The 24,794-nt window shown below is 71.5% G+C and carries 22 protein-coding genes, 4 pseudogenes and 1 riboswitch; of the genes and pseudogenes, 22 read left to right on the forward strand and 4 right to left on the reverse strand.

Annotated elements, in window-relative coordinates:
* The first annotated feature begins 28 nt into the window (after positions 1–28).
* From JSY14_RS11965 to JSY14_RS12015, 11 genes and pseudogenes are all read left to right on the forward strand, one after another.
* Positions 29–943: a TlyA family RNA methyltransferase gene (locus tag JSY14_RS11965; RefSeq protein ID WP_259559385.1), complete on the forward strand. Its 915-nt coding sequence runs from the start codon at positions 29–31 to the stop codon at positions 941–943.
* A gap of 37 nt (positions 944–980) precedes the next feature.
* Complete coding sequence (locus JSY14_RS11970; protein ID WP_259559386.1) at positions 981–1,919, forward strand: NAD kinase; 939 nt, start codon at positions 981–983, stop codon at positions 1,917–1,919.
* Positions 1,919–3,631, forward strand: coding sequence for a DNA repair protein RecN (recN, locus tag JSY14_RS11975; protein WP_259559388.1), 1,713 nt, complete (start codon positions 1,919–1,921; stop codon positions 3,629–3,631). The genes JSY14_RS11970 and recN overlap by 1 nt, the downstream gene beginning before the upstream one ends.
* Positions 3,628–4,800: a putative cytokinetic ring protein SteA gene (gene steA / locus JSY14_RS11980; protein WP_259559389.1), complete on the forward strand. Its 1,173-nt coding sequence runs from the start codon at positions 3,628–3,630 to the stop codon at positions 4,798–4,800. The genes recN and steA overlap by 4 nt, the downstream gene beginning before the upstream one ends.
* A gap of 10 nt (positions 4,801–4,810) precedes the next feature.
* Positions 4,811–5,800 (forward strand): copper transporter, encoded by a 990-nt coding sequence (locus JSY14_RS11985; protein WP_259559390.1) that lies wholly within the window; start codon positions 4,811–4,813, stop codon positions 5,798–5,800.
* Positions 5,797–6,744, forward strand: coding sequence for a hypothetical protein (locus JSY14_RS11990; protein WP_259559391.1), 948 nt, complete (start codon positions 5,797–5,799; stop codon positions 6,742–6,744). Before JSY14_RS11985 ends, JSY14_RS11990 begins: the two co-directional genes overlap by 4 nt.
* Complete coding sequence (locus JSY14_RS11995) at positions 6,741–8,552, forward strand: lipid II flippase MurJ (protein WP_259559392.1); 1,812 nt, start codon at positions 6,741–6,743, stop codon at positions 8,550–8,552. Before JSY14_RS11990 ends, JSY14_RS11995 begins: the two co-directional genes overlap by 4 nt.
* Positions 8,549–9,691 carry a glycosyltransferase gene (locus JSY14_RS12000; RefSeq protein ID WP_259559393.1) on the forward strand — a complete coding sequence of 381 codons (1,143 nt, stop codon included), beginning with the start codon at positions 8,549–8,551 and terminating at the stop codon, positions 9,689–9,691. The genes JSY14_RS11995 and JSY14_RS12000 overlap by 4 nt, the downstream gene beginning before the upstream one ends.
* 179 nt (positions 9,692–9,870) lie before the next feature.
* Complete coding sequence (pyrG, locus tag JSY14_RS12005) at positions 9,871–11,535, forward strand: CTP synthase (RefSeq protein ID WP_259559695.1); 1,665 nt, start codon at positions 9,871–9,873, stop codon at positions 11,533–11,535.
* Complete coding sequence (locus JSY14_RS12010) at positions 11,519–12,145, forward strand: NUDIX domain-containing protein (RefSeq protein ID WP_259559394.1); 627 nt, start codon at positions 11,519–11,521, stop codon at positions 12,143–12,145. Before pyrG ends, JSY14_RS12010 begins: the two co-directional genes overlap by 17 nt.
* A gap of 45 nt (positions 12,146–12,190) precedes the next feature.
* Positions 12,191–13,081: pseudogene (locus JSY14_RS12015) on the forward strand (IS5 family transposase); the annotation flags it as partial.
* Here JSY14_RS12015 and JSY14_RS12020 read toward each other — a convergent pair.
* A pseudogene (locus JSY14_RS12020) lies at positions 12,997–13,430 on the reverse strand (AAA family ATPase); the annotation flags it as partial. The pseudogenes JSY14_RS12015 and JSY14_RS12020 overlap by 85 nt on opposite strands.
* A 223-nt stretch (positions 13,431–13,653) precedes the next feature.
* Positions 13,654–13,750, forward strand: a riboswitch (TPP riboswitch).
* Here JSY14_RS12020 and thiM point away from each other — a divergent pair.
* The 4 genes from thiM to JSY14_RS12040 all read left to right on the forward strand — a co-directional run bounded on the left by thiM (position 13,742) and on the right by JSY14_RS12040 (position 16,753).
* Complete coding sequence (thiM, locus tag JSY14_RS12025) at positions 13,742–14,569, forward strand: hydroxyethylthiazole kinase (protein WP_432803640.1); 828 nt, start codon at positions 13,742–13,744, stop codon at positions 14,567–14,569. (Overlaps the previous riboswitch by 9 nt.)
* The gene (thiE, locus tag JSY14_RS12030) at positions 14,566–15,213 is read left to right on the forward strand and encodes a thiamine phosphate synthase (RefSeq protein ID WP_259559396.1); all 648 of its coding nucleotides are present in this window, start codon (positions 14,566–14,568) and stop codon (positions 15,211–15,213) included. The genes thiM and thiE overlap by 4 nt, the downstream gene beginning before the upstream one ends.
* Complete coding sequence (thiD, locus tag JSY14_RS12035; protein ID WP_006590957.1) at positions 15,210–16,055, forward strand: bifunctional hydroxymethylpyrimidine kinase/phosphomethylpyrimidine kinase; 846 nt, start codon at positions 15,210–15,212, stop codon at positions 16,053–16,055. The genes thiE and thiD overlap by 4 nt, the downstream gene beginning before the upstream one ends.
* Positions 16,052–16,753, forward strand: coding sequence for a TenA family protein (locus JSY14_RS12040; RefSeq protein WP_017824196.1), 702 nt, complete (start codon positions 16,052–16,054; stop codon positions 16,751–16,753). Before thiD ends, JSY14_RS12040 begins: the two co-directional genes overlap by 4 nt.
* A gap of 213 nt (positions 16,754–16,966) precedes the next feature.
* Here JSY14_RS12040 and JSY14_RS12045 read toward each other — a convergent pair whose 3' ends face one another.
* A complete protein-coding gene (locus JSY14_RS12045; RefSeq protein WP_432803641.1) occupies positions 16,967–17,857 on the reverse strand; it encodes an NUDIX domain-containing protein in 891 nt (296 codons plus the stop codon).
* Positions 17,763–18,338: pseudogene (locus JSY14_RS12050) on the reverse strand (recombinase family protein); the annotation flags it as partial. The pseudogene JSY14_RS12050 and the gene JSY14_RS12045, both read right to left, overlap by 95 nt.
* Positions 18,339–18,531: 193 nt before the next feature.
* Here JSY14_RS12050 and cmtR point away from each other — a divergent pair.
* The 4 genes from cmtR (at position 18,532) to JSY14_RS12065 (ending at position 20,649) form a co-directional block, all read left to right on the forward strand.
* The gene (gene cmtR, locus JSY14_RS12055) at positions 18,532–18,891 is read left to right on the forward strand and encodes a Cd(II)/Pb(II)-sensing metalloregulatory transcriptional regulator CmtR (protein ID WP_259559398.1); all 360 of its coding nucleotides are present in this window, start codon (positions 18,532–18,534) and stop codon (positions 18,889–18,891) included.
* Entirely contained in the window at positions 18,888–19,490 is a 603-nt protein-coding gene (locus tag JSY14_RS12060) for a cadmium resistance transporter (RefSeq protein ID WP_259559399.1), read from the forward strand. The genes cmtR and JSY14_RS12060 overlap by 4 nt, the downstream gene beginning before the upstream one ends.
* A gap of 83 nt (positions 19,491–19,573) precedes the next feature.
* Complete coding sequence (locus tag JSY14_RS12605; protein ID WP_432803642.1) at positions 19,574–19,789, forward strand: transposase; 216 nt, start codon at positions 19,574–19,576, stop codon at positions 19,787–19,789.
* A gap of 83 nt (positions 19,790–19,872) precedes the next feature.
* Positions 19,873–20,649, forward strand: coding sequence for a class I SAM-dependent methyltransferase (locus JSY14_RS12065; RefSeq protein ID WP_259559400.1), 777 nt, complete (start codon positions 19,873–19,875; stop codon positions 20,647–20,649).
* Positions 20,650–21,142: 493 nt separating this feature from the next.
* Here JSY14_RS12065 and JSY14_RS12070 read toward each other — a convergent pair whose 3' ends face one another.
* Entirely contained in the window at positions 21,143–21,655 is a 513-nt protein-coding gene (locus JSY14_RS12070; RefSeq protein ID WP_259559408.1) for a GNAT family N-acetyltransferase, read from the reverse strand.
* A gap of 156 nt (positions 21,656–21,811) precedes the next feature.
* Between JSY14_RS12070 and JSY14_RS12075 the strand changes: the two genes are divergently transcribed.
* The 3 genes and pseudogenes from JSY14_RS12075 to JSY14_RS12085 all read left to right on the forward strand — a co-directional run.
* On the forward strand, positions 21,812–21,943 hold the full coding sequence (locus JSY14_RS12075) for a hypothetical protein (RefSeq protein ID WP_259559410.1): 132 nt from the start codon (positions 21,812–21,814) through the stop codon (positions 21,941–21,943).
* A 27-nt stretch (positions 21,944–21,970) separates the two neighbouring features.
* Positions 21,971–23,446: an IS1182 family transposase gene (locus JSY14_RS12080; protein ID WP_259559412.1), complete on the forward strand. Its 1,476-nt coding sequence runs from the start codon at positions 21,971–21,973 to the stop codon at positions 23,444–23,446.
* 148 nt (positions 23,447–23,594) lie between these two features.
* Positions 23,595–24,752 (forward strand): annotated as a pseudogene (locus tag JSY14_RS12085) (acetyl-CoA C-acetyltransferase); the annotation flags it as partial.
* Positions 24,753–24,794: the final 42 nt, after the last annotated feature.

The raw sequence follows: 24,794 nt of genomic DNA on the forward strand, positions 1-24,794 counted from the left end.
ACCGCTGCCCCGTCAGGACCCTCACGACGTGTTCGCACGCGCGGGTGGCACGTCGAGAGCGGGCGCACCCGCTGGAGACTTCGCGCCGTCGCGCCGCCTCGACCTGGCCCTCGTCGACCGGGGTCTCGCGCGCTCCCGCACCCACGCCCAGCGGATCCTCGCCGAGGGCCGCGTGCGTCTGGCCGGTCGTCCCGCCACCAAGGCCTCCGCGCCTGTCGGCCCGGCCGACCGGCTCGAGGTCGTCGATGTTCCTGACGGCGTCGAGTACGCCTCCCGCGCGGCCCACAAACTCCTCGGCGCCCTCGAGGAGCTCGACCTGTCCCCGCGGGGGCTGCGCTGCCTCGACGCCGGCGCCTCCACCGGTGGCTTCACCGACGTCCTGCTGAGACGCGGAGCCTCCCGCGTCCTCGCCGTCGACATCGGCCACGACCAGCTCGCGCCGCACCTCGCCGCCGATCCCCGCGTCGAGGTCCGCGACGGCGTCAACCTGCGTGATCTGTGTCCCCGGGACGTCGACCCGCCCGTCGACCTCACCGTGGCGGACCTGTCCTTCATCTCCCTCCGCACCGTCCTGCCGGCCCTGCACGGTGTCACCCGCCCCGACGGAGCCCTGCTGCTCATGGTCAAACCGCAGTTCGAAGTGGGGCGCCGCGCCCTGCCCAAGGGTGGTGTCGTCACCGACCCGCGGGCCCGCCGCGACGCCGTGCTCGGGGTGGTCGAGACGGCCCATGACCTGGGCCTGGGGCTGGAGGGTGCCGGGCGGTCCCGCCTACCCGGCCAGGACGGCAACGTCGAGTGCTTCATCCACCTGCGCGGCCTCCACAGCGCCTCCCCGGACGCGCAGGCCGTCTATGACATGATCGAGCGCGCGACCGGAGCGTCGGAGGCGGACCGGCCCGGACGGTCCGCCGCGCACGGACCCGGCCGCGGCACGACCTGCTGACCGCGCACCGACCTGGAGGACAAGGAGCTCTGGAGGCATGAGGCGCTTTCTGCTGTACGCGCATACGGGGCGCGAGGCGGCACTGACGGCGCTCACCGCGATCGTCACGGAGATGCGGCACCATGACGTGCGCGGTGTCCTCATCGATGAGCAGGTCGACGAGATCCTCTCCGGCGACCTCGCCGACGCCGATCTGCGCTCCCTCCTGACCGGTGGTGCCGTCGACGTCCTGGACAGCGTCTCCGCCGCCGACGCCGTGGAGCTCGCGATCGTGCTGGGTGGTGACGGCACCATCCTGCGGGCCCTCGAGGTGGTGCGGGAGGCCGACGTCCCCGTGCACGGGGTGAACCTCGGTCACGTCGGGTTCCTCGCCGAGAGCGAGGTCGCCGACCTCGCCTTCACCGTGCGGCGGCTGCTCGCAGGGGAGTACGTGATCGAGCCGCGCAGTGCCCTCGACGTGCGGGTGTTCGACGCCGATGACCGGCTCCTCGCGACCCACTGGGCGCTCAACGAGGCGTCGCTGGAGAAGGCCGACCGGCAGAAGATGCTGCTGGTGGTGATCGAGATCGACGGCCGCCCGGTGTCGTCCTTCGGCTGCGACGGGGTGCTGCTGTCCACCTCGACCGGGTCGACCGCCTACGCCTTCAGTGCCGGCGGCCCCGTGGTGTGGCCCGAGGTCGACGCCCTGGTGGTGGTGCCGCTCGCGGCCCACGCCCTGTTCGCGCGGCCGCTGGTGCTGGGACGGTCCTCGCAGGCGGCGGTGGAGATCAGCCCCGAGAACCGCGACCTGGGGGTGCTGACCCTCGACGGTCGTCGGGTCGAGGAGATCCGCCCCGGCATGCGGTTGGAGGCGACGTTGTCCGAGCAGTCGGTGCGCCTGGTGCGCCTGCACCGCACCCCCTTCGCGGACCGCCTGGTGGAGAAGTTCGAGCTGCCGGTCGAGGGATGGCGCGGCCGCGGCCCGGGAGCCGCCTGATGCTCTCCTCCCTGCGGATCCGCCACATCGGCGTCATCGACGACGCCCTGTTGGAGTTCGGCCCCGGATTCACCGCCCTCACCGGGGAGACCGGCGCCGGGAAGACCATGATCGTCACCGGTCTCGGATTGCTGCTCGGCGGGCGTCTGGACCGTGGGCGCACCACCACCGCCAGCGCCGTCGACGGCACCCTCGAACTGACCGGCCACACCGCCCTGCAGGACGCCCTCGATGAGCTCGGTGCGGAGGCCGACGACGGGGAGGTGATCATCTCCCGGCGGGTCACCAAGGACGGCCGCAGCCGCGCCCAGATCGGCGGGGTGCCCGTCCCCATCGGCACCCTCGCCCGACTCGTCGGCTCCGCTGTCACCCTCCACGGGCAGGCCGATCAGCTGCGCCTGCGGGACGCCGACGCGCAGCGGGAGGCCCTGGACGACTTCGACGCCGGGACCGTGCGGCCGCTGCGGGAGGCCCACGCCGAGCTGTGGCGACGCCGCCGGGACCTCGAGGAGCGCCGTCGTCGGGCCCTCGCCCTGCACCAGGAGCGTGACCGCACCGAGGCCGCACTGTCCGCCGCCCTCACCCGCCTGGAGGAGATCGACCCGCAGCCGGGGGAGGAGCAGCAGGTCCGTGCCGATCTGGAGCGCCTCGGCCACGCGGTGGAGCTGCGCGCCGGCAGCGAACGTGCGAGTCTCGCCCTGATCGGGGAGGACGCCCCCTCCGTCGGATCGCTGCTGGACATCGCCCAGGAGTCACTGCGTGGTCCCGCCGCGGTCGACGACGCCCTCGCGCCGGCGCTGGAGCGGATCGAGTCCCTGCGGCTGGAGGTCTCCGATCTCGCCGCCGACCTGTCGCGGTATGCGCAGGACGTCGACGCGTCCCCGGCACGGTTGGACGCCGCCAACGAACGGTTGCATGAGCTGACGGCCCTGGTGCGGGATCTCGGGCCGGTCCTCGGGGGCGCCGACGATCTGGAGGGCCTGCTCGAGGCCTCCCGCACCGCCGCCGCCGACCTGGAGCGTTTCGCCGGCGCCGAGGCGGAGCTCGCCGACGCCGAGCAGGAGATCCGCCGCATCGATGAGGAGCTCGAGGTTGCCGCCGGGCACCTCACCGCCGCCCGTCACGCTGCTGCGGAGGTCCTCGCCGGGGCTGTGCAGGACGAGCTCGCGCACCTGGAGATGCCCGCCGCGTCCGTGCGGGTCGACGTGCTGGAGGCCCCCGCCCGCGAACATGGCCGCGACGAGGTGCGGATCCTGCTGGCGCCGCACCCGGGGGCCGACCATCTGCCGGTCGCGACCGCCGCCTCCGGCGGTGAACTCTCCCGCGTCATGCTCGCCCTGGAGGTGGCGCTGGGGGAGCGGCGCACCGACCACGGCGCCGCGGCTCCCGTCTTCGTGTTCGACGAGATCGATGCCGGGATCGGCGGTCGCGCCGCCCTCGCCGTCGGGCAGCGCCTGGCGCGGCTCGCCCAGCATGCGCAGGTCATCGTCGTCACCCACCTGCCGCAGGTCGCGGCCCACGCCACCACCCACCTGCAGATCGTGAAGACCGCCGAGGACGGCGTCACCCGGTCCACCGTCCGCGCGCTCGACGCGGACCAGCGGGTACCGGAGCTGGCGCGGATGCTCGCCGGGGACGCCTCCTCCGAACGGGCCCTCGCCCACGCCGAGGAGCTGCTGGCCGACGCCCAGCAGCGCGGGGCCGACGAGTGAGCACGGTCAGCGGCACCGCGCGACTGGGGAAGCGCACGAAGGACCTCACCAAGCGGCTCGTCGCCGGGGACATCGCCGTCATCGACCATGAGGACATCGACCGGGTCGCCGCCGAAGCCCTGGTGGAGAGACGCCCCGTCGCAGTGCTGAACGCCGCCCGCTCCACCTCCGGGCGCTACCCGAACGCCGGGCCGCGGATCCTCGTCGAGGCCGGGATCGTCCTGGTCGACGACCTGGGACCAGGGCTGTTCGACCACCTCACCGATGGCGACAGCATCAGCGTCACCGGCAGCACCGTCCGGGTCGACGGCGCCGCGCTGAGCCTGGACGGTTCCCGACGCTCCCTCGCCGCCGTGGAACGGGCCGAGGCGGAGGCCCGCGCGGGCCTGTCCCGGCAGCTGGAGCTGTTCGCGCAGAACACGATGGAGTACATGCTGCGGGAGAAGGACCTGCTGCTCGACGGCGTCGGCGCACCCGAGATCCGCACCGTCCTGCGGGACCGCCCCGTCCTGATCGTCGTACGCGGCTACCACTACAAAGAGGACCTCGCCACCCTGCGGCCGTTCCTGCGGGAGAACCGGCCGGTGGTCATCGGGGTCGACGGCGGCGCCGACGCGGTGCTCGACGCCGGATGGCGACCCGACCTCATCATCGGGGACATGGACTCCGTCTCCGATCGCGCTCTCGCCAGCGGCGCGGAGCTGGTGGTCCACGCCTACCGCGACGGCCGCGCCCCCGGCATGGACCGGCTGCGGGAGCTCGGCCTCGACGGCGATGCCGTGCTGTTCCCCGCCTCCGGCACCAGTGAGGACGTGGCGATGCTCCTGGCCGATGAGAAGGGCGCCAGTGTGATCGTCGCCGTCGGCACCCACGGCACCCTCGAGGAGTTCCTCGACAAGGGCCGCGCCGGCATGAGCTCCACCTTCCTCACCCGTCTGCGGGTCGGCTCGAAACTGGTCGACGCCAAGGGCGTCTCCCGCCTGTACCGGCAGCGGATCTCCACGCTCCAACTCGTCGTCCTCGCCGTCGCCGGTCTGCTGGCGCTCACCGCCGCCCTCTGGGCGACCCCCGGCGGGCAGGCGATGGGGCAGATCGCCGGTGCCCGCCTCGACGACCTGCTCTCCTGGTTCACGGCCCTGTTCACCAGCGGGCCGGGCCCCACCGGTTAGGACGCCACCCGTGATCGATTTCCGCTACCACCTCGTCTCCCTCATCTCGGTGTTCCTGGCGCTCGCCGTCGGCATCGTGCTGGGGGCCGGCCCGCTGCGCGAGAACCTCGGTGACCAGCTCGTCGGCCAGGTCGAGCAGCTGCGCACCGAGCGGGACCAGATGCGCGCCGCGAACGATGACCTGACCGCCCGCACCGAGGACCTCGCTGCCTACGCCACCGCCTCCGGTCCACGGCTGGTCGCCGGAACCCTCCCCGAGCGTCGTGTCGCCGTGGTCACCGATCACGACTCCACCCGCGCCAGCGTCGAGTCCGTCAGCACGCTCCTGCAGGATGCCGGGGCCGAGGTGTCTCTCCGCGTCGACCTGCAACCCCTGCTGTGGTCCCCCGAGGATGCGGATGCCCGGACCTCGCTGCTGACGCAACTGCGGCAGGAGACGCCCGGTGCTGTCGCCGACGGCCCCACCGACGCGGAGGCGCTCAGCGCGACCATCGGCCGCCTGCTGACCGCCGACACCGAACAGATCGACACCGAGGAACGCCGGCGCGCCTGGCAGCTGCTGCAGGAGGGTGGGGCAGTCCGGGTCGACGGCGACTCCGGCGACCCCGCCCAGGCCGTGCTGTGGACCGCGGCCGACCCCTCGGCCTTCGAGATCGCCGCGGACGACGATGCGACCGCCGCCGATCGCACCCGCCGCGTGCTGTCCGCGCAGACGGCCCTCGCACTCGCCCTGGTGGAGTCGCCGACGCCGTCGGTTCTCGCGGCGACCACCCCGGGCGGTGCCGACACCACCGGGATGATCCGCGCCGTCCGACAGGACTCCCGCTTCTCCCGCCTGACCACCACCGACTCCCTGCAGGAGGGGTACGGCCCGGTCATCGCGGTGCTGGCACTGGCCCAGGCCGACACCGGAACCCCCGGTGACTTCGGCGTCGGCGCCTCCGCGGAGTCGATGCTGCCCGGCAGTGCCCCCGCGCCGTCCGACGGGGGTGGCGAATGACCGCGCCGGGGAGCCCCCGCGGGGCACTGCTGTGGGACGCGATCCGAGGGGAACTGCGCCGCCGGAACTACGCCGGCCGCACCGTCACCCTCGCCGAGGGCGTCGTCGTCTCCGCCGTCGCCGGGGCCGTGGCCGGAGTGACCGGCGGTGGTCCGCGGGCGGCGGCCACCGCCGCGGTGTCGGCGCTGGGACTGGCCGATGATCTCGTGGAACACCGTCAGCGCGTCGCTGGGGTGCCGGTGGCAAAAGGACTCCGCGGGCACCTGCGGGCGCTGCGTCACGGCCGCCTGACGACCGGCGGCGCGAAGGCCATCGGCATCCCCGTGGTCGCCCTCGCCGCGGCGGCCGCGGACCGGTGTCACCCCCTGGCCGTGTGTCGCCCGCCGTCGGGGAGCGCCGCCGGGCACGGTGTGCCCGGTGGCGCGTGGGCGCTCGCCGTCACCGCCTCGGGTGTCCTGCTCGACGGGGCCCTCGCCGCCGGCACCGCCAACCTGGTGAACCTCCTGGATCTGCGTCCCGGACGCGCTCTGAAGGCGGTGGCGGTGGCCGATGTGCTCCTGGCCGCGCCGTTCCCACCGGGGCACGACGCCGAGGACAGCGTCGAGGCCTATCCTCGGTCCCGCTCCCGTGACGGGCGACGACTGGCACTGCTCACGCTCTGCCTGGCCACGGCCGCCCTTCCCACGGATCTGCGGGAGCGGGGCATGCTCGGGGACGTGGGTGCCAACACTCTCGGGTTCCTCACCGGCACCGCCGCCGCCCGCCGTCTCAGCCCGCTCGGACGCGTGACCGCTCTGGCGGTCGTGGCCGCCCTGGTGCTGGCGAGCGAGAAGGTCAGCTTCAGCGCGGTCATCGACCGCAACTCCCTGCTGCGCCGCCTCGATGCCGGGGGTCGTCGGCCCCTGCCGCCCGCTCCACAGGATCCGGAGGGCGCCTCGGCATGAGCAGCCCCCACCGCCCCACACCGGCCCGGCCGGTCTCGGCGCGGCCCGCCTCGGCGCGTCCCCACCCCCCGCGGCCCGCACCGCTGGGCCGGCAGGTGCGGCGCGCCGCCGGGCTGATCCTCGTGGTCACGGTCCTGGCTCGGATCGTCGGGTTCCTGCGTTATCTGGTGTTCGGAGCGAGCGTCGGCGGTGGCGATGTGGGCACCGCCTACGCCAGCGCGAACCTGGTGCCGAACGTGCTGTTCGAGGTCGCCGCGGGCGGGGCCCTGGCGGCTCTGGTGGTGCCCCTGGTCGCGGGGGTGATCGAGAACCCGGATCGGCGGGTCGCCGCGATCGACGACGCCGACGGGGCTCCGGATGTCGCCGGCGGTGACGGCGCATCCGCCCGCGCCGCCCGGGAGGCCTCCCACCTCGTCTCCGTGATCCTGTGCTGGTCGCTCCTCATCACCGGAACCCTCACGGTCGCGCTGGTCCTGGCCGCCGACCCCCTGGCCGAGCTGATTCTGCGCGGTGGCGGTCGCGGCGAGATCGAGCTCGCCGCCCGGTTGCTGCGGGTGTTCGCCCTGCAGCTGCCCCTGTACGCCGTGGCGATCGTGCTGGGAGCGTTCCTGCAGGCCCGCCGACGCTTCCTGTGGCCGGCCCTGGCGCCGCTGCTGTCCAGCCTGGTGGTGATCGTCTCCTATCGGGTGTATGCGCTGCTGGCACCGACGGTCGCGACCGTCGCGACCGTCGATCGCGCTGCGGAGGCCGTGCTCGCCTGGGGCACCACCGCCGGGGTGCTCGCCATGGCGCTGCCGCTGATCGCCCCCGCATACCGGGCGGGACTGCGCCTGCGACCGGCCTGGCGACTGCGCCGCGTCGTCGCCCGCCGCGCCCTGGCCCTCGCCGGTGCCGGATTCGGAGCGGTCGGCGCCCAGCAGCTCGCCCTCGCCGCCATCCTCGCGCTCGCGATGCGTGCCGGCGGCACCGGCACCCTGCCGGTGTTCCAGTACGCCCAGGCGGTGTACCTGCTGCCCTTCGCGGTACTCGTCGCGCCACTGGTCACGAGCGTGTTCCCGCAGCTGTCCGAGCAGCGTCTGGTGGGTGACGACCTCGCGTTCGCCGCCACCGCCGCCTCCAGTCTGCGCACTGTCGCGGCGCTCGCGGCGCCGGGAGGGGCCGGTCTGCTCGCCGCCGGGCCCGCCCTGGAGGCGTTCTTCCAGGTCGTGGACCGTGCGGCCGTGCAGGGTGTCGGTGCCGCCGTCGGGGGCTTCGCGCTCGGGCTGCTGGCGTACGCCATCTCCACCCAGTGCACCCGCATCCTCTCTGCGGCGCTGCGCGCCCGCGACGCCCTCCTCGTCGGCTCCGCGGGATGGCTCACCGCCACCGGACTGATCCTCGCGCTGACCCTCACCTCGCCGACGCGCCGTGCCGCCGAGGCCGCGACCGCCTTCGCCCTGTGCATCGCCCTCGGGCAGGTGGTCTCCGCGGCGCTCGGTCTCGGACGGGTCTCCGATCTGGTACGCCCCAGCGGTCAGGGACGACGTCTCGGCCTGACCGTCGCGACCGCGGCGCTCGCCGTGCTGATCGGCGGCATCCCCGGTCTGATCCTCGGACGGCTCGGCGCCGCCGGCCAGCCCGGCCCGCTGGCGCTGGTCCTGCTGGGGTTCGGTTGCGGCATGATCGGCGCGCTGCTGGCGCTCGCCGTCGTCGCGATCCCCGAACATCGCCTGCTGCGGGTCCTCCTGCACCGGGCCCGCGTCCGGTCGCTTCGCAGGGTGCGCCGCGGCCGCCAGGCATCCGCCTCGAATGATGGAGCAGCGGCATGACCGCGGGCCGGCCCGGGACCCGGCGGCCCGGGATCCGGGCGCCCGGGGGTGGGGAGCCTGCGACGGTGCTCCTGGTGCGCGGACGCGCCGCCGGGGGGCTCGCCGCGCACGTCGACCACGAGGCGCGGATGCTGCATGACGAGGGCGTCACGGTGCGCCACTCCGACGCCGAGATCGGGGAGAGGCCACGGCCGCGTGCCGACACCGCCGCTGTGCGGACCCTGCACCGGGAGTCCCGCCGACCCGGCACGCTTGTGGTCCACGCTCACGGGTTGCGGGCCGGAGCCCTGGCCGCGCTCGCCCTCCTGGCCCGTCGCAGCCCGCGCCTGGTGGTGACCCTGCACAACCGGGTCGAGGGCGGCAGCGTTCCGCAACTGATCGGCACGGCGCTGCTGCGCCTGATCTGCCGACGGGCCGACACCGTCCTCGCGGTCTCCCCGGACCTCGCCCGGGCGGCCCGCCGCGCCGGGGCCCGCGACGTGCGCGATGCCGTCATCCCCGCTCCGCCGCACACCCCTGCACCCCCCGCGACGGACCCACCCCGGGCCCCGCACGCCGATCCCGCGTGGTCCCCGGATCAGGCCGCGGGCCTCCGGGTGCTGGTGATCGCCCGCCTCGCCCCCCAGAAGGACTTCGACACCCTCGCCGACGCCCTGGGGATCCTCCGTGCCCGCGGTGTCGCCGTGCAGGTGGCCGTCGCCGGAGAGGGACCCGAGCGCGCCCACCTGGAGCAGCGCCGGGACCGCGAGGACCTGCCACTGCGTCTGCTCGGGCATCGCGCTGACGTGCCCGAGCTGCTGCAGCAGGCTCAGCTGGTCGTCTCCTCCGCCCGTTGGGAGGGCCAGCCCGTCGCCCTGCAACAGGCACTCCGGGCGGGCCGGGCCGTGGTCGCGACCGACGCCGGCGGCACCCGCTGGGTCACGGGTGACGCCGCGCCGCTGGTGCCCGTGGAGGATGCCGCAGCGCTCGCCGACGCGATCGAGGAGATGACCGCCCCGGACCTCCGTACCGCCGCGGAGGAACGGTCCCGAGCCCGCGCCGCCCGGCTTCCCGGGGAGACGCAGCTGCGCGCGCAGCTGCAGGACGTGCTCGGGCGTGCCTCCGCGGACACCCACGGGACGCGCGCCCGCCGGTGGTAATCTGGCAGTCCGTGGCAGACAGCACCGCGAACCCGGCCCCGTCCGATGCGACCGCTCCGGCGGCGCCCCCCAGGTCCGCCCGGAGGCCGCGCTCGGCGTCCGGTGACAGCACAACCGCGAGGCCCCGTAGCGGGCCCGCCCGTGCCAAGCCCTTCCGCAATCCCGGCGTCACCAAGCACATCTTCGTCACCGGCGGTGTGGTCTCCAGCCTCGGTAAGGGCCTGACCGCCTCCTCCCTCGGCATGCTGCTGCGCAACCGTGGGCTGCGGGTCACGATGCAGAAACTCGACCCGTACCTGAACGTCGACCCCGGCACCATGAACCCGTTCCAGCACGGGGAGGTGTTCGTCACCGAGGATGGTGCCGAGACCGACCTCGACATCGGCCACTACGAGCGTTTCCTCGATGAGAACCTCACCCGCGCCGCCAACGTCACCACCGGTCAGATCTACTCCGGTGTGATCGCGAAGGAACGCCGCGGGGAGTACCTCGGGGACACCGTGCAGGTGATCCCGCACATCACCAACGCCATCAAGGAGTCGATGCGGGCGCAGTCCGGCGAGGACGTCGACGTCGTGATCACCGAGATCGGGGGGACGGTCGGCGACATCGAATCCCAGCCGTTCCTCGAGGCCGCCCGGCAGGTCCGTCAGGACGTCGGCCGCGACAACGTGTTCTTCGTGCATGTCTCCCTGGTCCCGTTCATCGGACCCAGCCAGGAGCTGAAGACCAAGCCGACGCAGCACTCCGTGGCGGCCCTGCGCTCCATCGGCATCCAGCCCGACGCGATCGTGCTGCGCGCCGACCGGCAGCGGCCCGCCTCCATCAAGCAGAAGATCTCCTCGATGTGCGACGTCGACCTCGACGCCGTCGTCACCTGCGCCGATGCCCCCTCGATCTACGACATCCCGCATGTCCTCCATGATGAGGGCCTCGACGCGTACGCGATCCGTCGCCTCGACCTGCTCAGCCACGACGTCGACTGGAGCCGCTGGGACGCCCTCCTCGACCGGGTGCACGCCCCGGAGTACGAGGTCACCGTCGCCCTGGTGGGGAAGTACATCGACCTGCCCGACGCCTACCTCTCCGTGACGGAGGCGCTGCGGGCCGGCGGATTCCACCACCGCACCCGGGTGGACATCCGCTGGGTCGCCTCCGACGACTGCGAGACCCCGGGAGGAGCCGCCGCCGCTCTGAAGGGCGTCGACGCGCTGCTGGTGCCCGGCGGGTTCGGGGTGCGCGGCGTCGACGGGAAAGTCGGAGCGCTGCGCCACGCCCGCGAACACGGGGTGCCGACCCTCGGCATCTGCCTGGGCATGCAGTGCATGGTCATCGAATACGCCCGCACCGTGCTCGGGGAGCCCCGCGCCCACAGCACCGAATTCGACCCGACCACCCCGGCCCCGGTGATCGCCACGATGGCCGAGCAGCAGAGCATCGTCTCCGGCGAGGGCGACCTCGGCGGCACCATGCGCCTGGGTGCCTACGATCACGACCTCGCCGAAGGCAGCCTCGCCGCGCGCGTCTACGGCACCACCAGCGTCTCCGAGCGCCACCGCCACCGGTACGAGGTCAACAACGCCTACCGGGAACGCCTGGAGGAGGCCGGGCTGCGCATTTCCGGGGTCTCCGCCGACCGCAGCCTGGTGGAGTTCGTCGAACTGGATCCGCAGGTCCACCCGTACTACATCGCCACCCAGGCCCATCCCGAGCTGAAGAGCCGCCCGACCCGGCCGCACCCGCTGTTCATCGGTCTCATCGGCGCCGCCCTCGACGCCCAGAAGGCCACCCGCCTGCTGGAGGTCCACCCGACGACCGGGAGTGATGATGACCGAGCTGCGTGACGAGATCTCCCGGCGACCGGTGGCGCGCCACCGGGTGCTCCACGACGGGGCGGTGTTCGATCTCGTCTCCGACACCGTCGATTTCGCGCCGGGGGTCCGGTTCGAGCGGGAGTACCTGCGCCACCCCGGGGCGGTGGCCGTGCTCGCCGTCGACGATCAGGACCGGGTGCTGCTGATCCGCCAGTACCGCCACCCGGCCGGAGGCACCCTGTGGGAGATCCCCGCCGGGCTGCTCGACATCGACGGTGAGGCACCACACCTGGCCGCCGCGAGGGAGCTGCGGGAGGAGACCGACCATGAGGCAGACCACCTCGAGGTCCTGCTCGACCTGCGTCCCAGCCCCGGAGGCTCCGACGAGGTGATCCGCGTGTACCTCGCAACCGGGATCCGCGAGGTCGCCCCTGGGGAGCGCGAGGACGAGGAGGCCGAGATCGAACACCGGTGGGTGCCGCTAAGGGACGCCATCACCGGGGTGCTGGAGGGGCGTCTGACGAACGGCACCTTGGCCGCCGCGGTGCTTGCGCTCGCCGCCCGGCGCGGCAGCGCCCAGGGTCTGACGCCCCGGCCCGCCGACGTTCCGCTGCCGGAGCGCCCCGGACGGGAGGACTAGGACGTGTCTCCCACATCCGCAGTCTGCGCCGGCAAGGGTGATCGCATGTCGCGGTTGCAGACGCTCTCGGATGCCGAGTGGGATTTGATCGAGGACTTCATGCCGTCTTCGGACGGGCGGCGGGGTCGTCGGTTCTCGGATCACCGGTTGGTGGTCGAGGGGATCGTCTACCGCTACCGGACCGGCGTTGCGTGGCGGGACCTGCCTGCGGAGTTCGGTCCGTGGCTGACGGTGTGGAAGCGGCACCGCCGCTTCGCAGGCGACGGGACCTGGGACAAGGTCCTGCCGGCCTTGATGACCAGGGCAGACACCATGGGCGTGATGGATTGGGATGTTGCGGTCGATTCGACCATCGCGTGTGCCCACCAGCACGCGACGAACACCAGGCGCCTCGCGGGGCGCTCCATCGAATTACATGATGCAGATGCCCGAGCCGGTCGATCATGAGATCGGGCGATCGCGTGGCGGTCTGTCGACGAAGGTCCATCAGCTGTGCGACGGCAAGGGACGTCCCATGGTCATCGCCGTCGGGCCGGGGCAAGGCAGCGACTCGAAGATGTTCCCGCACCTGCTCGCTGCGGTTCGGGTCCCGCGCGACTGGGTGGGGCGGCCTCGCACCACCCCTGACGCGGTGTTGGCAGACAAGGCGTACTCCTCGCGGGCCACCGCACCCTGCTGCGCAGTCGAGGGATCACGGCTGTGATTGCTGAACCTCGGGACCAGCAGTCGAACCGGAAACGCCGTGGTTCGCGTGGTGGACGTCCGCCGCTGACCGATCCAGGCAGGTACGTCAAGCGGCATGTGACTTCGTCTGCTGAATGGCGGGGTTCTTCGGTCGCTTCGTGGCGGGGTCAGGTGACACCGATGACCAGGGTGCTCTGTGCGGCTTCGATGACGTCGTTGGTGATGGTGTCGAGTTCGTTGATCTTCAGGACCCGCTGGATCTGGGGGAAGAGGCGTTCGAGGAGCCGGAAGTTGCCGCGGGTGATCCGTGCGATGGCTGCGATGGCTTGGGCGTCGGTGAAGTCGTCGGGGTCGAGGGTCTTGCCGAGGGATCGCCAGTGTCGCTCGAGGACGAACAGCAGTTCGTCTTGTCCAGGGGCCGGTACTGGTGGGCGAAGCCGACTCGGCTGTAGAACTGGGGGTAGTGGCTGAACTGCTTCTCCAGGCCGGGCATGCCGATCAGGATCAGGGCGATGTCGTCGCGGTCGTAGCAATCGCGCAGCAGTTCCAGAGCGGCGGGACGCAGTCGTTCGGCCTCGTCGACGATGATCAGCTCCACGTGTCAGTTTTCGAAGTCCACTGCACGAGTGTCCGAAGTCGACTGCACATTTTAAGGTTGCGCAGCCGTTGTCTGGTGAGGCGTCATGGTGAGGGCTGCGGCGGCCTAGGAACGCCGTAGCGCAGCCGGGCACTGGTGACAGCACGCCCGGACGGTCCGAGGCGCGACCCTTTTGCGATCGCTGAAGCGAGGGCATGGTGCTGGGAACGGTGCGGATGTTAAGCTGGTGAATGACGCGGGGTGCCGTGCTGGTACGGCTGAGATCACACCCGTTGAACCTGATCTAGTTCGTACTAGCGAAGGGAACGTCGCCGATGTCGGCACCTTCTTCCGTCCCTACTGTCCCACTCGATGCTGCCGCTGTGGGCGAGGCCTTGGCGGCGATGCGCGGGCATGCCCCGCTGGTGCAGTGCCTGACCAACGTCGTCGTCGCTCAGTGGACAGCGAACGTCCTGCTCGCGGTCGGCGCCATTCCGTCGATGGTGGACAACCCGGAGGAAGCCGGGCCGTTCGCCGCCGTCGCCGACGGGGTCCTGGTCAACCTCGGCACGCCCCAAGAGGCGACGGTGGCTGCGATGCACGGCGCGGTCAGTGCCGCCGCGGCGGCCGGCACCCCGTGGGTGCTCGACCCGGTCGGGGTGGGTGGGCTCGCCTGGCGCAGCCGGGTTGTCGTCGACCTGCTTGCCCACGCCTCCCCGGCACTCGTCCGTGGCAACCCCTCAGAGATTCTCGCTTTCGCCGGTGGGGGCAGCGGTGGGCGGGGTCCGGAGAGCGTCGACGCCGCCGAGGATGCCGTCGACGCCGGCCGGGCGCTGGCCCGGGAGCACGGCACCATCGTCGCGGTCTCCGGGGAGGTCGACCACCTCACCGACGGCACCCGGCTGGTGCGGGTGGCCAACGGCCATCGATGGTTGACCCAGGTCACTGGCGGTGGGTGCGCGCTGGGCGCGCTCATGGCTGCCTTCGCCGCCACCACCGACGACCCGCTCCTGGCCGCCACGGCCGCGACCGCGACGTACACCGTGGCCGCCGAGGTCGCGGCCGAGCGTGCCGCCGGGCCGGGGAGCTTCGCCGTTGCGCTGCTGGACTCTCTCGCCACCCTCAACCCGCAGGAGCTGACCGAGAAGGTGGTGCTCCGGTGACCCGCCGACCGGTGAACCTCAGCCTCTACCTGGTCACCGACACCGGTTTGTGCGGCCCACGGGGGGTGCCCGCGACCGTGCAGGCTGCGGTCGCGGGCGGAGTCACCGTGGTGCAGTTGCGTGACCCGGGCGCCACCGACGCCCACTTCGTCGCCCTCGGCGTGGCGGTCCGCGAGGTGCTGGCGGGGACCGGGGTGCCGCTGATTATCGATGACCGGGTCCACCTCGTTCAGGACATCGGCGCCGACGGCGTCCACGTCGGTCAGCGCGACATGCCGCCTGCTCAGGCCCGGCAGTTGCTCGGGCCGGACGCCATAGTCGGGCTGTCGGTCAGCACGATCGAGCAGGTTCGCACAGCACGCGGGCTCGGTGACGGCGTCTTGGACTACCTCGGCGTTGGACCGGTGTGGCCGACGGCGACCAAGCCTGACCACGGCACTCCGATCGGCCCGGGCGGGGTGGCTGCGGTGGCCGCCGCGAGCCCGTGGCCGGTCGTCGCCATCGGCGGCATCACCACGAAACGCACCGGCATGCTGCGCCACAGCGGCGCCGCCGGCGTGGCGGTCGTCTCGACGGTGTGCGCCGCGGAGGAACCAGCCGTGGCGGCCGCGAGCCTGCGGGCCGCGTGGGACGGGCAACCGTGAACCCCCGCCCACCGATCGCGCTGACGATCGCCGGCTCCGATCCCTCCGGCGGGGCCGGTATTCAAGGCGACCTCAAGACCTTCTCCGCACTGGGTGCCTACGGCACCGCGGTGCTCACCTCATTGACCGCCCAGTCCACCCAGGGAGTCACCGGTGTCCACGTCGTCCCCGCGGACTTCGTCCGCGCCCAGCTGGACACCCTCGTAGACGACGTGGCGGTTGACGCCGCCAAGATCGGGATGCTCGCCTCCGCGGCCACCATCGAGACCGTCCTCGCCTTCCTCGACAAGCGCTCCGACGCGGTGCCGGTTGTGGTCCTCGACCCCGTCATGGTGTCCACCGCCGGTTCCCGGCTGCTGGCCGAGGACGCCGTCGAGCCGATGCGCCAACTCCTGCCGTACGTCTCCCTCATCACGCCGAACGTCCCCGAGGCCGCCGTGCTGCTCGACGCCGACCCCGCCGAAGACCTCGACACCATGCGCGCCCAGGCCATCGCGCTCCGGGAGCTGGGCGCCGCGCGGGTGCTGGTCAAGGGGGGCCACCTCGGCGGCGACGCACACGCCACCGACCTGTGGCTCGACGACGCGGGCGAGCAGCTGCTGACCGGCCCGCGGGTAGCCACGGTCAACACCCACGGCACCGGGTGCGCCCTGTCCTCCGCGATCGCCGCACTCGCCCCGCGCACCGGGTCCCTGCTAGAGGCCACCCGCCAGGCCAAGACTTGGCTCACCGGCACCCTGCGGGCCGCCGACGCGCTCCACATCGGCCACGGACCCGGCCCCGTGCACCACTGCCACGACATCTGGAAAGACGAGAACGACTGGAAGGACAGCGACCGATGACCAGCCCACACACCTCCATGCCCGAGACGATTCGCGACCACGACGACACTGGCGTGTTCAGCACCGTGGCGTGGCATCGCACGGCCAGGGTCCGCGAGGCGATCGACGCGCTGCCCTTGTTGCACCAGCTGAGCGACGCGACCCTGGCGGAAGAGACGTTCCGGCACTACCTCGCCCAGGACGCGCTCTACCTGGCCGACTACGGCCGGGTCCTGGCCGCGGCCGCCGCTCAGGCCCAGGCGTCGGAGGAAATGGCATTCTGGGCGCAGGCCGCGCGGGAGGTGGTCGAGGTCGAGCGGCAGCTGCACGCCACCCACGTCACCGACCTCACCGCCGCCGAGCCCTCACCGACCACGGTTGCCTACACCTCCTACCTGCTGAGCCTCGCGACAGCGGGAAACTACCCGGTCCTCGCGGCCGGCATCCTGCCGTGCTTCTGGGTCTACGACGACGTCGGCACCCGTTTGAAGGCCGCCGTCGGTGACCTGAGCACGCACCCGTACGGGGACTGGATCGCCACCTACGGCGATCCAGACTTCACCGCCGCCACCGACACCGCCCGGGACATCGTGGACCACCTCGCCGATCAAGCCAGCCCCGGCACACTGGCGCGCATGCACACCGCGTTCCACCGCGCCACCCAGTACGAGTGGATGTTCTGGGACGCCGCCCACCGGCAGGAGACCTGGCCCATCTGAGGTCATTGGTCGGTGCGCCCTTGGGCGCGCGCTCATCATGATCTTTCGAGAGCTGGTCGCCGCCCTGGAGACTCCTACCGTCCGGTGGTGTTGCTCGGACGGTGGGAGACCGGACCCGGGGTTGATCAAGGTAAACGGCGCGCTCAGGCCGGTGCTCCGCACGAGAAGCGCCAGCGCATTTGACACCATGCGCCCCGAAGGGGATGCGTCCTATCAGTCGATGAGTCCTGTGTCGCCTGAGAGGGCGTCGGTGAGCCACCGCGGGTGCATGGGGAGCAACGGTGCCGGAAGCTCATCCGGGGAGAAGAAACCCGCCGGTGAGGTCTCCACACCATCAGGGTGCATCTGACCGCCGCGCGGGAGGCAGGCGAAGGTGGTGGTGACGAACTGGGTCACTCTCCCGTCGGGATAGGCGAAAACCTGCGAGGCGGGGTCCGAGTACACCCCCACCAGCCGCTGCACTTGCACCTGCAAGCCGGTCTCTTCGGCGACCTCCCGCACCGCCGCCTGGGCGGCAGTCTCGCCCACCTCGACGTGTCCCGAAGGCAGTCCCCACAGCCCGTTGTCCAGCCTGCGCCCCAGTAGCACGCGCCCGGCCTCGTCGAAGACCACCGCGGCCACACCCGCCCGCACCTCGTCCGGCCACGGGTACGGCGACGGGCGCATCGGGCCGATGCCAAGGGCCGGATCAAACAGCCCGGCCAGGCCCGTGACCGTGGCCTCCGCAACGGTGGGATCACACTGCCGACGGCCGCTGCTCGGCGTCGCGGGAGCGACGAGGATCGCCGGCAGGCCCGCGCAGTGCGCCCCGACGACGTCCGTAGCCGGGGTGTCCCCCACGACCACCACTCTCGTCGTAGCAGGGAGCCCGCGCTGGGCCAGGCGGAACATCTCCGGTCCCGGCTTGCCCACCACGACCGGTCGGCGCCCACTGGCGGTCTGGATCGCTGCGACGACCGCGCCGGTGGCCGGCCACGGGCCGCTCGCTGTGGGGAACGTGGCGTCCACATTCGTGGCCACGAACGGCACGCCGGTACGCAGGAGGGCGGTGGCCCCCGCTGAACAGCTCGGCCAGCTCGCCCACGGTGTGCTCGTCCGCGGCATGTAGCTGGACGAGGTGAGCTTCTTGCCGGGGGGTGAGTTTCGGTGACTTCCCGCGCAGCCGGCCCTTGGCCTTGGCGACCTTCATCCCCTCGCGGGCGCGGGCACGGATGAGGTCGGCTTCGAACTCGGCGACCATCGCCAGCACGTTGAACAACAGTTTCCCCATCGGGTCGGTCGGGTCGTACACCGATCCGGCGATGCTCAGCTTCACTTCCCGCGCCGCGAGGTCGTCGGCGATCTGGTGGGCAACACGGACTGAACGCGCCAGCCGATCGAGCTTGGTGACCACGAACGTATCGCCGTCCCGACAGGCAGCCAGCGCCTGCCGCAGGCCCTCACGGTCGGCGTTGCGGCCCGTGAGCCCGTGATCGACGTAGATGCGCTTGGGATCGACGCCGAACGCCGCGAGTCCGTCACGCTGCGCGGTCAGGTCCTGCTCGTCGGTGGAGACTCAGGCATAGTCGACCTTCAAGGGGGACATGCTCCCCAGTGTGTCATATAGCCTCCCTTCACCGGACAGTTCACCGGACGGGTCTTACGGGACAGCCCGCCAGGCGTGCCGTCGTTCCTCTCGATAAGTAGAGGTGGTGTCCGGTGAGGGCTCCCCTTACGGGCATGCGATCTGGGCCGACGCCTGTGACCGAGTGTTCAGTGCGCGCTGTATAGTTCAGTCCATGCTGACTATTGCTTCGCGTCTCGACGTGATGAACCGCCTGGGTCGTGCACTGGCCGACCCCACTCGATCCCGGATCATCTTGACCCTGCTCGACCATCCCGCTTACCCGGCGGAACTGGCCCGAGATCTGGACCTGACACGCCCGAACGTGTCCAACCACCTGGCATGCCTGCGTGATTGCGGGATCGTCGTCTCCGAGCCCGAGGGTCGTCGGACACGATATGAGATCGCCGATTCACACCTGGCGCAGGCGCTGACGGCACTGGTCGATGCCACCCTGGCAGTGGACGAAGACGCCCCGTGCATCTATCCCGCCTGCTCGCTTCCCGGATGCGACGCAGCTGGGGAGGGCGCATGATCCTCACCTCGGTCTTGCAGGCGATGGGCCTGTTCGCAGCGACCAACATCGACGACATCATCGTGCTCTCCCTCTTCTTCGCGCGAGGGGCAGGCCAGCGCGGCACTACCGCCCGCATTCTGGCCGGCCAGTACCTCGGATTCGCCGGCATCCTCGGTGCCGCGGTCCTGGTGACCATCGGTGCCGGAGCATTCCTGCCCTCGGCAGCCATCCCGTACTTCGGTCTCATCCCTCTGGGCCTCGGCCTCTGGGCCGGATGGCAGGCTTGGCGCGGAGACGATGACGACGATGACGACGAGGCCAAGGTTGCCGGCAAGAAGGTCGGCGTGTGGACAGTCGCAGGCGTCACCTTTGCCAACGGCGGCGACAACATCGGCGTCTACACCCCGGTCTTCCTCAGCGTGGAACCTCTCGCAGTAGTCGCCTACTGCATCGTCTTCCTCGCGCTCGTCGCGGTCCTGGTGGCCCTGGCAAAGTTCGTCGCCACCCGCCCCCCGATCGCTGAAGTGCTCGAACGCTGGGAGAACATCCTCTTCCCCATCGTTCTCATCGGCCTCGGCATCGTGATCCTCGTCAGCGGCGGAGCCTTCGGACTCTGACGTAGCGGCTGCGATCCAAACGGCCCCGACCGGGCGCACCCCTCTCGGTTCAGACCGCGACACCTACCTGCAGCCAGTCCTGCGTGATCGCGGCAACAAGACCGCCACGGAGCGCTGCAAAAACCCCGCCACCAAGCGAACGAAGCCACAAGCGGCACGTCATCGAGAACAGCTTCGAGCGGTTCAAGCAGTGGCGCGGCCTGGCGACCAGATACGACAAGCTCGCCTCGACCTACCGCGCCGCTGTCCTGCTGCGGGCGATCCTTCTATGGCTCCCCGCCCTCACCGAGCGGCCGTGATCACGGGCGTGGTTTCACGCTCATGCCGAGGACAGCGTGACTCCGGCAAGTGGTCTGTCTTTCGGGTGCGTAGCATGGCGCTCATGCGCGAAGAGGAAGAGCGGCTTGTCGAGACGTGGCGTGCCGAGGAGCGTCCTCAGCCGCAGGGGTGGGACTTCTCCGATCTCGCCGATCGGATGACCGAGTCGCGCGTGCCGTGGAACCTGGGGGCGATCTGGCGGACGGCGCTGGCCGGCGCCACACGGGTGCTGGACATGGGAACCGGCGGGGGGGAGCTGCTCGCGTCCTTCGCTGACGCCCTCCCGCCCGACACCACGGCCACGGAGGGGTGGGCTCCCAACCTGCCGGTGGCTCGGAGGACGCTGTCCCCGCTGGGCATCCGGGTCGTCGAGTACGCGGCGCCCGACGACGACGTGGACGCGGCGGTCATGCCCTTCTCGGACGGCCGTTTCGACCTGGTCCTCAATCGGCACGAGTCGTTCTCCCCGCGCGAGCTCTCGCGGGTCGTGGCAGGAGGCGGGCAGTTCGTCACCCAGCAGGTGGGTGGGGACGAGGCCCACGAGCTGGGGGCATGGTTCGGGCGCCACGACGAGCTCCCTCACGTGAACCTGGGGACGATGCGGCGTGAGCTCGAGGCCGCGGGGTTCCGTGTCGTGGACGGTGACGAGCACGTGGGCGCCTACGAGTTCCGCGACGTCGCGGCCCTCGTGGCGTACCTGCAGCTGGTGCCCTGGGAGACCCCTGACGACTTCACGGTCGACCGTTACGCCGACCGGCTCATGGCGATCCACCGAGAGACGGACGGCGGCTCGGTACGGCTGACCCGCAAACGGTTCTGGCTGCGCGCCATCCGTCGGTGACCTTGGCCTGACCCACATAGGCCCGCGCCCGTGAGTCCTTCCCATGATGGTGCGCGCCGAGACCCTCCCTGATCGCCCGGGCGATCTCCAGGGCCGCAGCTCCGGCTCGCGCAGGGGGGAGACTCGTGGATCCACGGCCAGGGAGGGGTTGTTCAGCAGTGCGGTCACGCCGACGCGCACGGCCCGGTCCAGCAGCCCGGGGACGACGGGCGCGGCGGCCCCGACCATCGGGGCGGAGGGGGCTGCGTGGCATCGGCGGGCGGCGACGGCGGCGTCATACCTCGGATACTAGGCCGCTGGCCGTGCCACCCACCTCGTCGATGTACCCCAGCAGCATGGAGGAGAGTATGCCTTACAACGCAGAAACCCACGCCGAGGCGCGGGTTTCTCGAATTGGCGCTCGGGGAGCTCTTTCATCCCTGGCTACCGAGGATGGTCCTACGTGGCGGCGCTGAGCACGGCAAGACGGCTGTGAACTGACGTTCCTTACTCCTCAGCGCACCATCCGGATGTCGAGCAGGTTCCCCAGGTGCTCCTCCACCTTCTCGGCACCGTCGGGCGCGAAGCCGAGCTTCTCGTAGAAGCGGCGCGCCCGTGGGTTCTCCGCGGCCACCCACACACTGGCGGAGGCACCCTCCAGCACCGCCTCCACCAGGGCCCGCCCCAGGCCCGTGCCGTACCAGGCGCGGTCGGTGTACAGCGCGAACAGCTCCAGCGGTGGCCCGGCATCCGCATCGCGGCTGGGTCCACCGGTGGCGAAGCCCACCACCTGTCCCTCAGGGCTGCGGCCCACTTTCGCCGTGCTGCGCCCCTGGTGCGGATCCCCCGGGGTGAGGAAGCGCGTCCACTGGGCGGTGCGGCGCTCCAGCGCCGGGGCGCCGAACCAGTGCTCGTGGTCCTCCAGCAGATGGGCGTAGGCGTCCCGCCAGCTCTCCACGTGCACGCGGGCGATGGCCGGGGCGTCCTCGAGGCGCGGGGTGTCGATGGTGAAGCCGGGCGCGGTCACTCCCTGATCGTAGGCGTCGCGCCCGGTGCCGTCGGTGTGCGGCCCGGAGTGGTCGAGTCCTGGACCTCCCACAAAGTAACTGCAACCCGTAGTATCAAGAACAGTGGGCGCCGCTCGACCGCGCCCACGCCGAGCACCGACATCGAAGGAGAAGCCGTGCCCGAGGCCGTGATCGTCGCCGCCGCCCGTTCCCCCATCGGCCGCGCCCGCAAGGGCTCGCTCAAGGACGTCCGCCCCGACGACCTAGGAGCGTGGGTCAGTAACACGCCAGCCCCGGTCCGCGGCTGAGGGCACGGCAGCCGGGAGAATCTGGTCATGAGCGGTGAGGAGTTGTTCGACGGTGAGGCCTTCCGGCGACCGGCACCGGAGCCTGCAACTGGCGAGGAGGTCGCCGGTGCGGACAAGACGTTCCGGGCGTTCGCTCCGGAGCAGGACCTGTTGCTGCCGCCGTCGTTGGATGAGTGGCTGCCGGGCGAGCACATGGCGCGGTTCATCGCCGAGTTGGTCGATGAGCACCTGGACCTGTCACGGATCTACGCGGCCTACAGCGAGGGGCGGGGCGCCCCGCCGTATGACCCGCGGCTGATGGTGCGGATTCTGCTGTACGGCTACACCACCGGGGTGCGCTCCTCGCGCAAGCTGGAGAGCGCCTGCGTGGACGTGGTCGCCTTCCGCTGGCTGGCAGCCGGCAGCGCCCCGGACTACCGCTCCATCGCCCGCTTCCGCAAGCGCCACCTCTCAGCGCTGGGCCACCTGTTCCTCCAGGCGCTGGCGCTGTGCCAGGCCGCGGGCATGGTCAAGCTCGGGAGGGTGGCGCTGGATGGCACGAAGGTGCGTGCCAACGCCTCGCGGCGCAAGGCGATGAGCTACGCGCGGATGAGCGAACGAGAGAAGGTCCTGGCCCAGGAGGTCTCCGAGCTGCTGGCCGAGGCCGAGGAGATCGACAAGGCCGAGGACGCCAAGTACGGCAAAGACCGACGCGGTGATGAGCTGCCCGAGGAGCTGCGCCGCCGCGAGACCCGCCTGGCCAAGATCCGCCAGGCCAAGGCGGCGCTGGAAGAAGAGGCCCGCCAGCGCGCCGCAGCCGCCGCCCGGGAGAAGGCCGAACAGAAGGGCGAGGACGAGCAGACCACCGCCCAGCGGGTCGCGGCAGCCGAGGCCAAGGCCACCGTCAGACCGAAGGCGCAGCGCAACTTCACCGATCCCGAGTCACGGATCATGAAGACCTCCGACGGGGCGTTCCATCAGTGCTTCAACGCCCAGGCCGTGGTCGATGAGGCCCACCAGGTCATCGTGGCCACCGACGTGACCGACTGCGCCGCCGACGTGGCGAACCTGATCCCGCTGACCGAGCAGACCGCAGCCAACACCGGCCAGACTCCCGGCGAGGTGCTGGCCGATGCCGGCTACTGCTCCGAGGACAACCTCACCCAGGCCACCGCCTTGAGGGCCGAGACGGGCACGGAGTTCTTCATCGCCACCGGCCGGACCAAGCACAACGAGCCGGCCCCGCTGGCCCCACGCGGGCCGATCCCGAAGAACGCCACCGCCAAGCAGCGCATGGCCCGGACGCTGAAGACGAAACGCGGCCACGCCGTCTACGCCCGCCGCAAGACGATCGTGGAACCGGTGTTCGGACAGATGTCCACCCTGCAGAACGCCAAACAGCTCCTGCTACGCGGCCTGGAAGCAGCACGCGGAGAGTGGCTGCTCCTGTCGGCCTGTCACAACCTGCGAAAGCTCTACCAACACCTCGGCACCGGCGGCCTGGCCACCCTCCAGACCACCTGACCAGGGCCCGCGCGGGGGCTTGCACCGCCCGGGCACAGCGCCCTACCGATCCTCCGGGCCACGCAGCGGCGCTCCGGCGACCAGCACAGCCCCATCCGACGGATGCCGACCGACGAGGCCTGATGATCGACACGCGACCACCGACGACTCCGTTTCCCCTTACCGACCCGCGCTCCTAGCCGCCCAGATGGCTCAAGGCGCCCTCGACCAGGTCCCCGAGCTGGACCCCACCACCCTGGACGACCTGCAGCTCGGTGTGGGCCTGCCCGAAGGCATCCAGGGCGCGAACCTGGCCCGCATCGTCGCCGTGCGCCTGGGGCTGGACACCGTGCCCGGCAGCACCGTGAACCGCTTCTGCGCCTCCAGCATCCAGACCACCCGCAACGCCTTCCACGCCGTGCTCTCCGGTGAGGCCAGGGCCGTGGTCTTCGCCGGCGTGGAGTCGCTGACGATGGTCCCCGGGAAGTTCATCGAGGACGAGCTGCGCGACCCGCTGTACCAGGACGCCTGGGAGCGCACCGCCCGCCGCGCCACCCGAGAGATCCCCGCGCCCTGGCACGACCCCCGCGAGGACGGCGAGCTGCCTGACCCGTACATCCTGATGGGCCAGACCGCCGAGAACGTCGCCGAGCTGCGCGGCATCAGCCGCCAGGCGCAGGACGAGTAAGCAGTGCGTTCCCAGAACCGTGCCGAGGCCGCCCGCGAGGCGGGCTTCTTCGACCTCGACATCACCCCCGTCACGACCCCTGACGGCACCCAGGTCACCACGGACGACTCCCCGCGCCCCGGGGTCACCCTCGAGGCCGTGGCGGGGCTCGACCCCGTGTTCCGGCCCGACGGCACCGTCACCGCCGGCAACTGCTGCCCGCTCTCCGACGGCGCTGCCGCGCCGGTGGTGATGGACCGAGACCACGCCGAGGAGCTCGGCATCGCGCCGCTGGCCCGCATCCTGGCCACCGGCGTCTCCGGCCTCAGCCCCGAGATCATGGGCCTGGGCCCGGTGGAGTCGACCCGCCGCGCACTGGCGCTGGCCGGCCTCACCATCGACGACATCGACCTGGTCGAGTTCAACGAAGCCTTCGCCGCCCAGGTGCTCCCGGCGGCAGAGGACCTCGGCATCGACCACGACAGGCTCAACGTCCACGGCGGCGCCATCGCGCTGGGCCATCCTTGGGGCTCCACCGGTGCCCGCATGACCACGACCCTGATCAATGGCCTGCGCGCGCGAGACGGCGAGCTGGGCCTGGCCACCCTGTGCGTCGGAGGCGGACAGGGCATGGCCCTCATCATCGAGAGGATGAACTGATGACCACCACCGAGATCGCCGATGCCCCTGACGCCCCGGACC

The organism is Brachybacterium sillae (assembly GCF_025028335.1).
GTDB lineage: Bacteria > Actinomycetota > Actinomycetes > Actinomycetales > Dermabacteraceae > Brachybacterium > Brachybacterium sillae.

Coding starts and splice junctions, on each gene's coding strand:
- JSY14_RS12045 (WP_432803641.1), bottom strand. CDS start 17,857: ATGCCGCGGACGAGCACACCGTGGGCGAGCTGGCCGAGCTGTTCAGCG.
- JSY14_RS12065 (WP_259559400.1), top strand. CDS start 19,873: ATGCGCGAAGAGGAAGAGCGGCTTGTCGAGACGTGGCGTGCCGAGGAG.
- JSY14_RS11995 (WP_259559392.1), top strand. CDS start 6,741: ATGAGCAGCCCCCACCGCCCCACACCGGCCCGGCCGGTCTCGGCGCGG.
- JSY14_RS12000 (WP_259559393.1), top strand. CDS start 8,549: ATGACCGCGGGCCGGCCCGGGACCCGGCGGCCCGGGATCCGGGCGCCC.
- thiM (WP_432803640.1), top strand. CDS start 13,742: ATGTCGGCACCTTCTTCCGTCCCTACTGTCCCACTCGATGCTGCCGCT.
- JSY14_RS12040 (WP_017824196.1), top strand. CDS start 16,052: ATGACCAGCCCACACACCTCCATGCCCGAGACGATTCGCGACCACGAC.
- JSY14_RS11990 (WP_259559391.1), top strand. CDS start 5,797: ATGACCGCGCCGGGGAGCCCCCGCGGGGCACTGCTGTGGGACGCGATC.
- JSY14_RS12060 (WP_259559399.1), top strand. CDS start 18,888: ATGATCCTCACCTCGGTCTTGCAGGCGATGGGCCTGTTCGCAGCGACC.
- cmtR (WP_259559398.1), top strand. CDS start 18,532: ATGCTGACTATTGCTTCGCGTCTCGACGTGATGAACCGCCTGGGTCGT.
- JSY14_RS12010 (WP_259559394.1), top strand. CDS start 11,519: ATGACCGAGCTGCGTGACGAGATCTCCCGGCGACCGGTGGCGCGCCAC.
- JSY14_RS12080 (WP_259559412.1), top strand. CDS start 21,971: ATGAGCGGTGAGGAGTTGTTCGACGGTGAGGCCTTCCGGCGACCGGCA.
- recN (WP_259559388.1), top strand. CDS start 1,919: ATGCTCTCCTCCCTGCGGATCCGCCACATCGGCGTCATCGACGACGCC.
- JSY14_RS11970 (WP_259559386.1), top strand. CDS start 981: ATGAGGCGCTTTCTGCTGTACGCGCATACGGGGCGCGAGGCGGCACTG.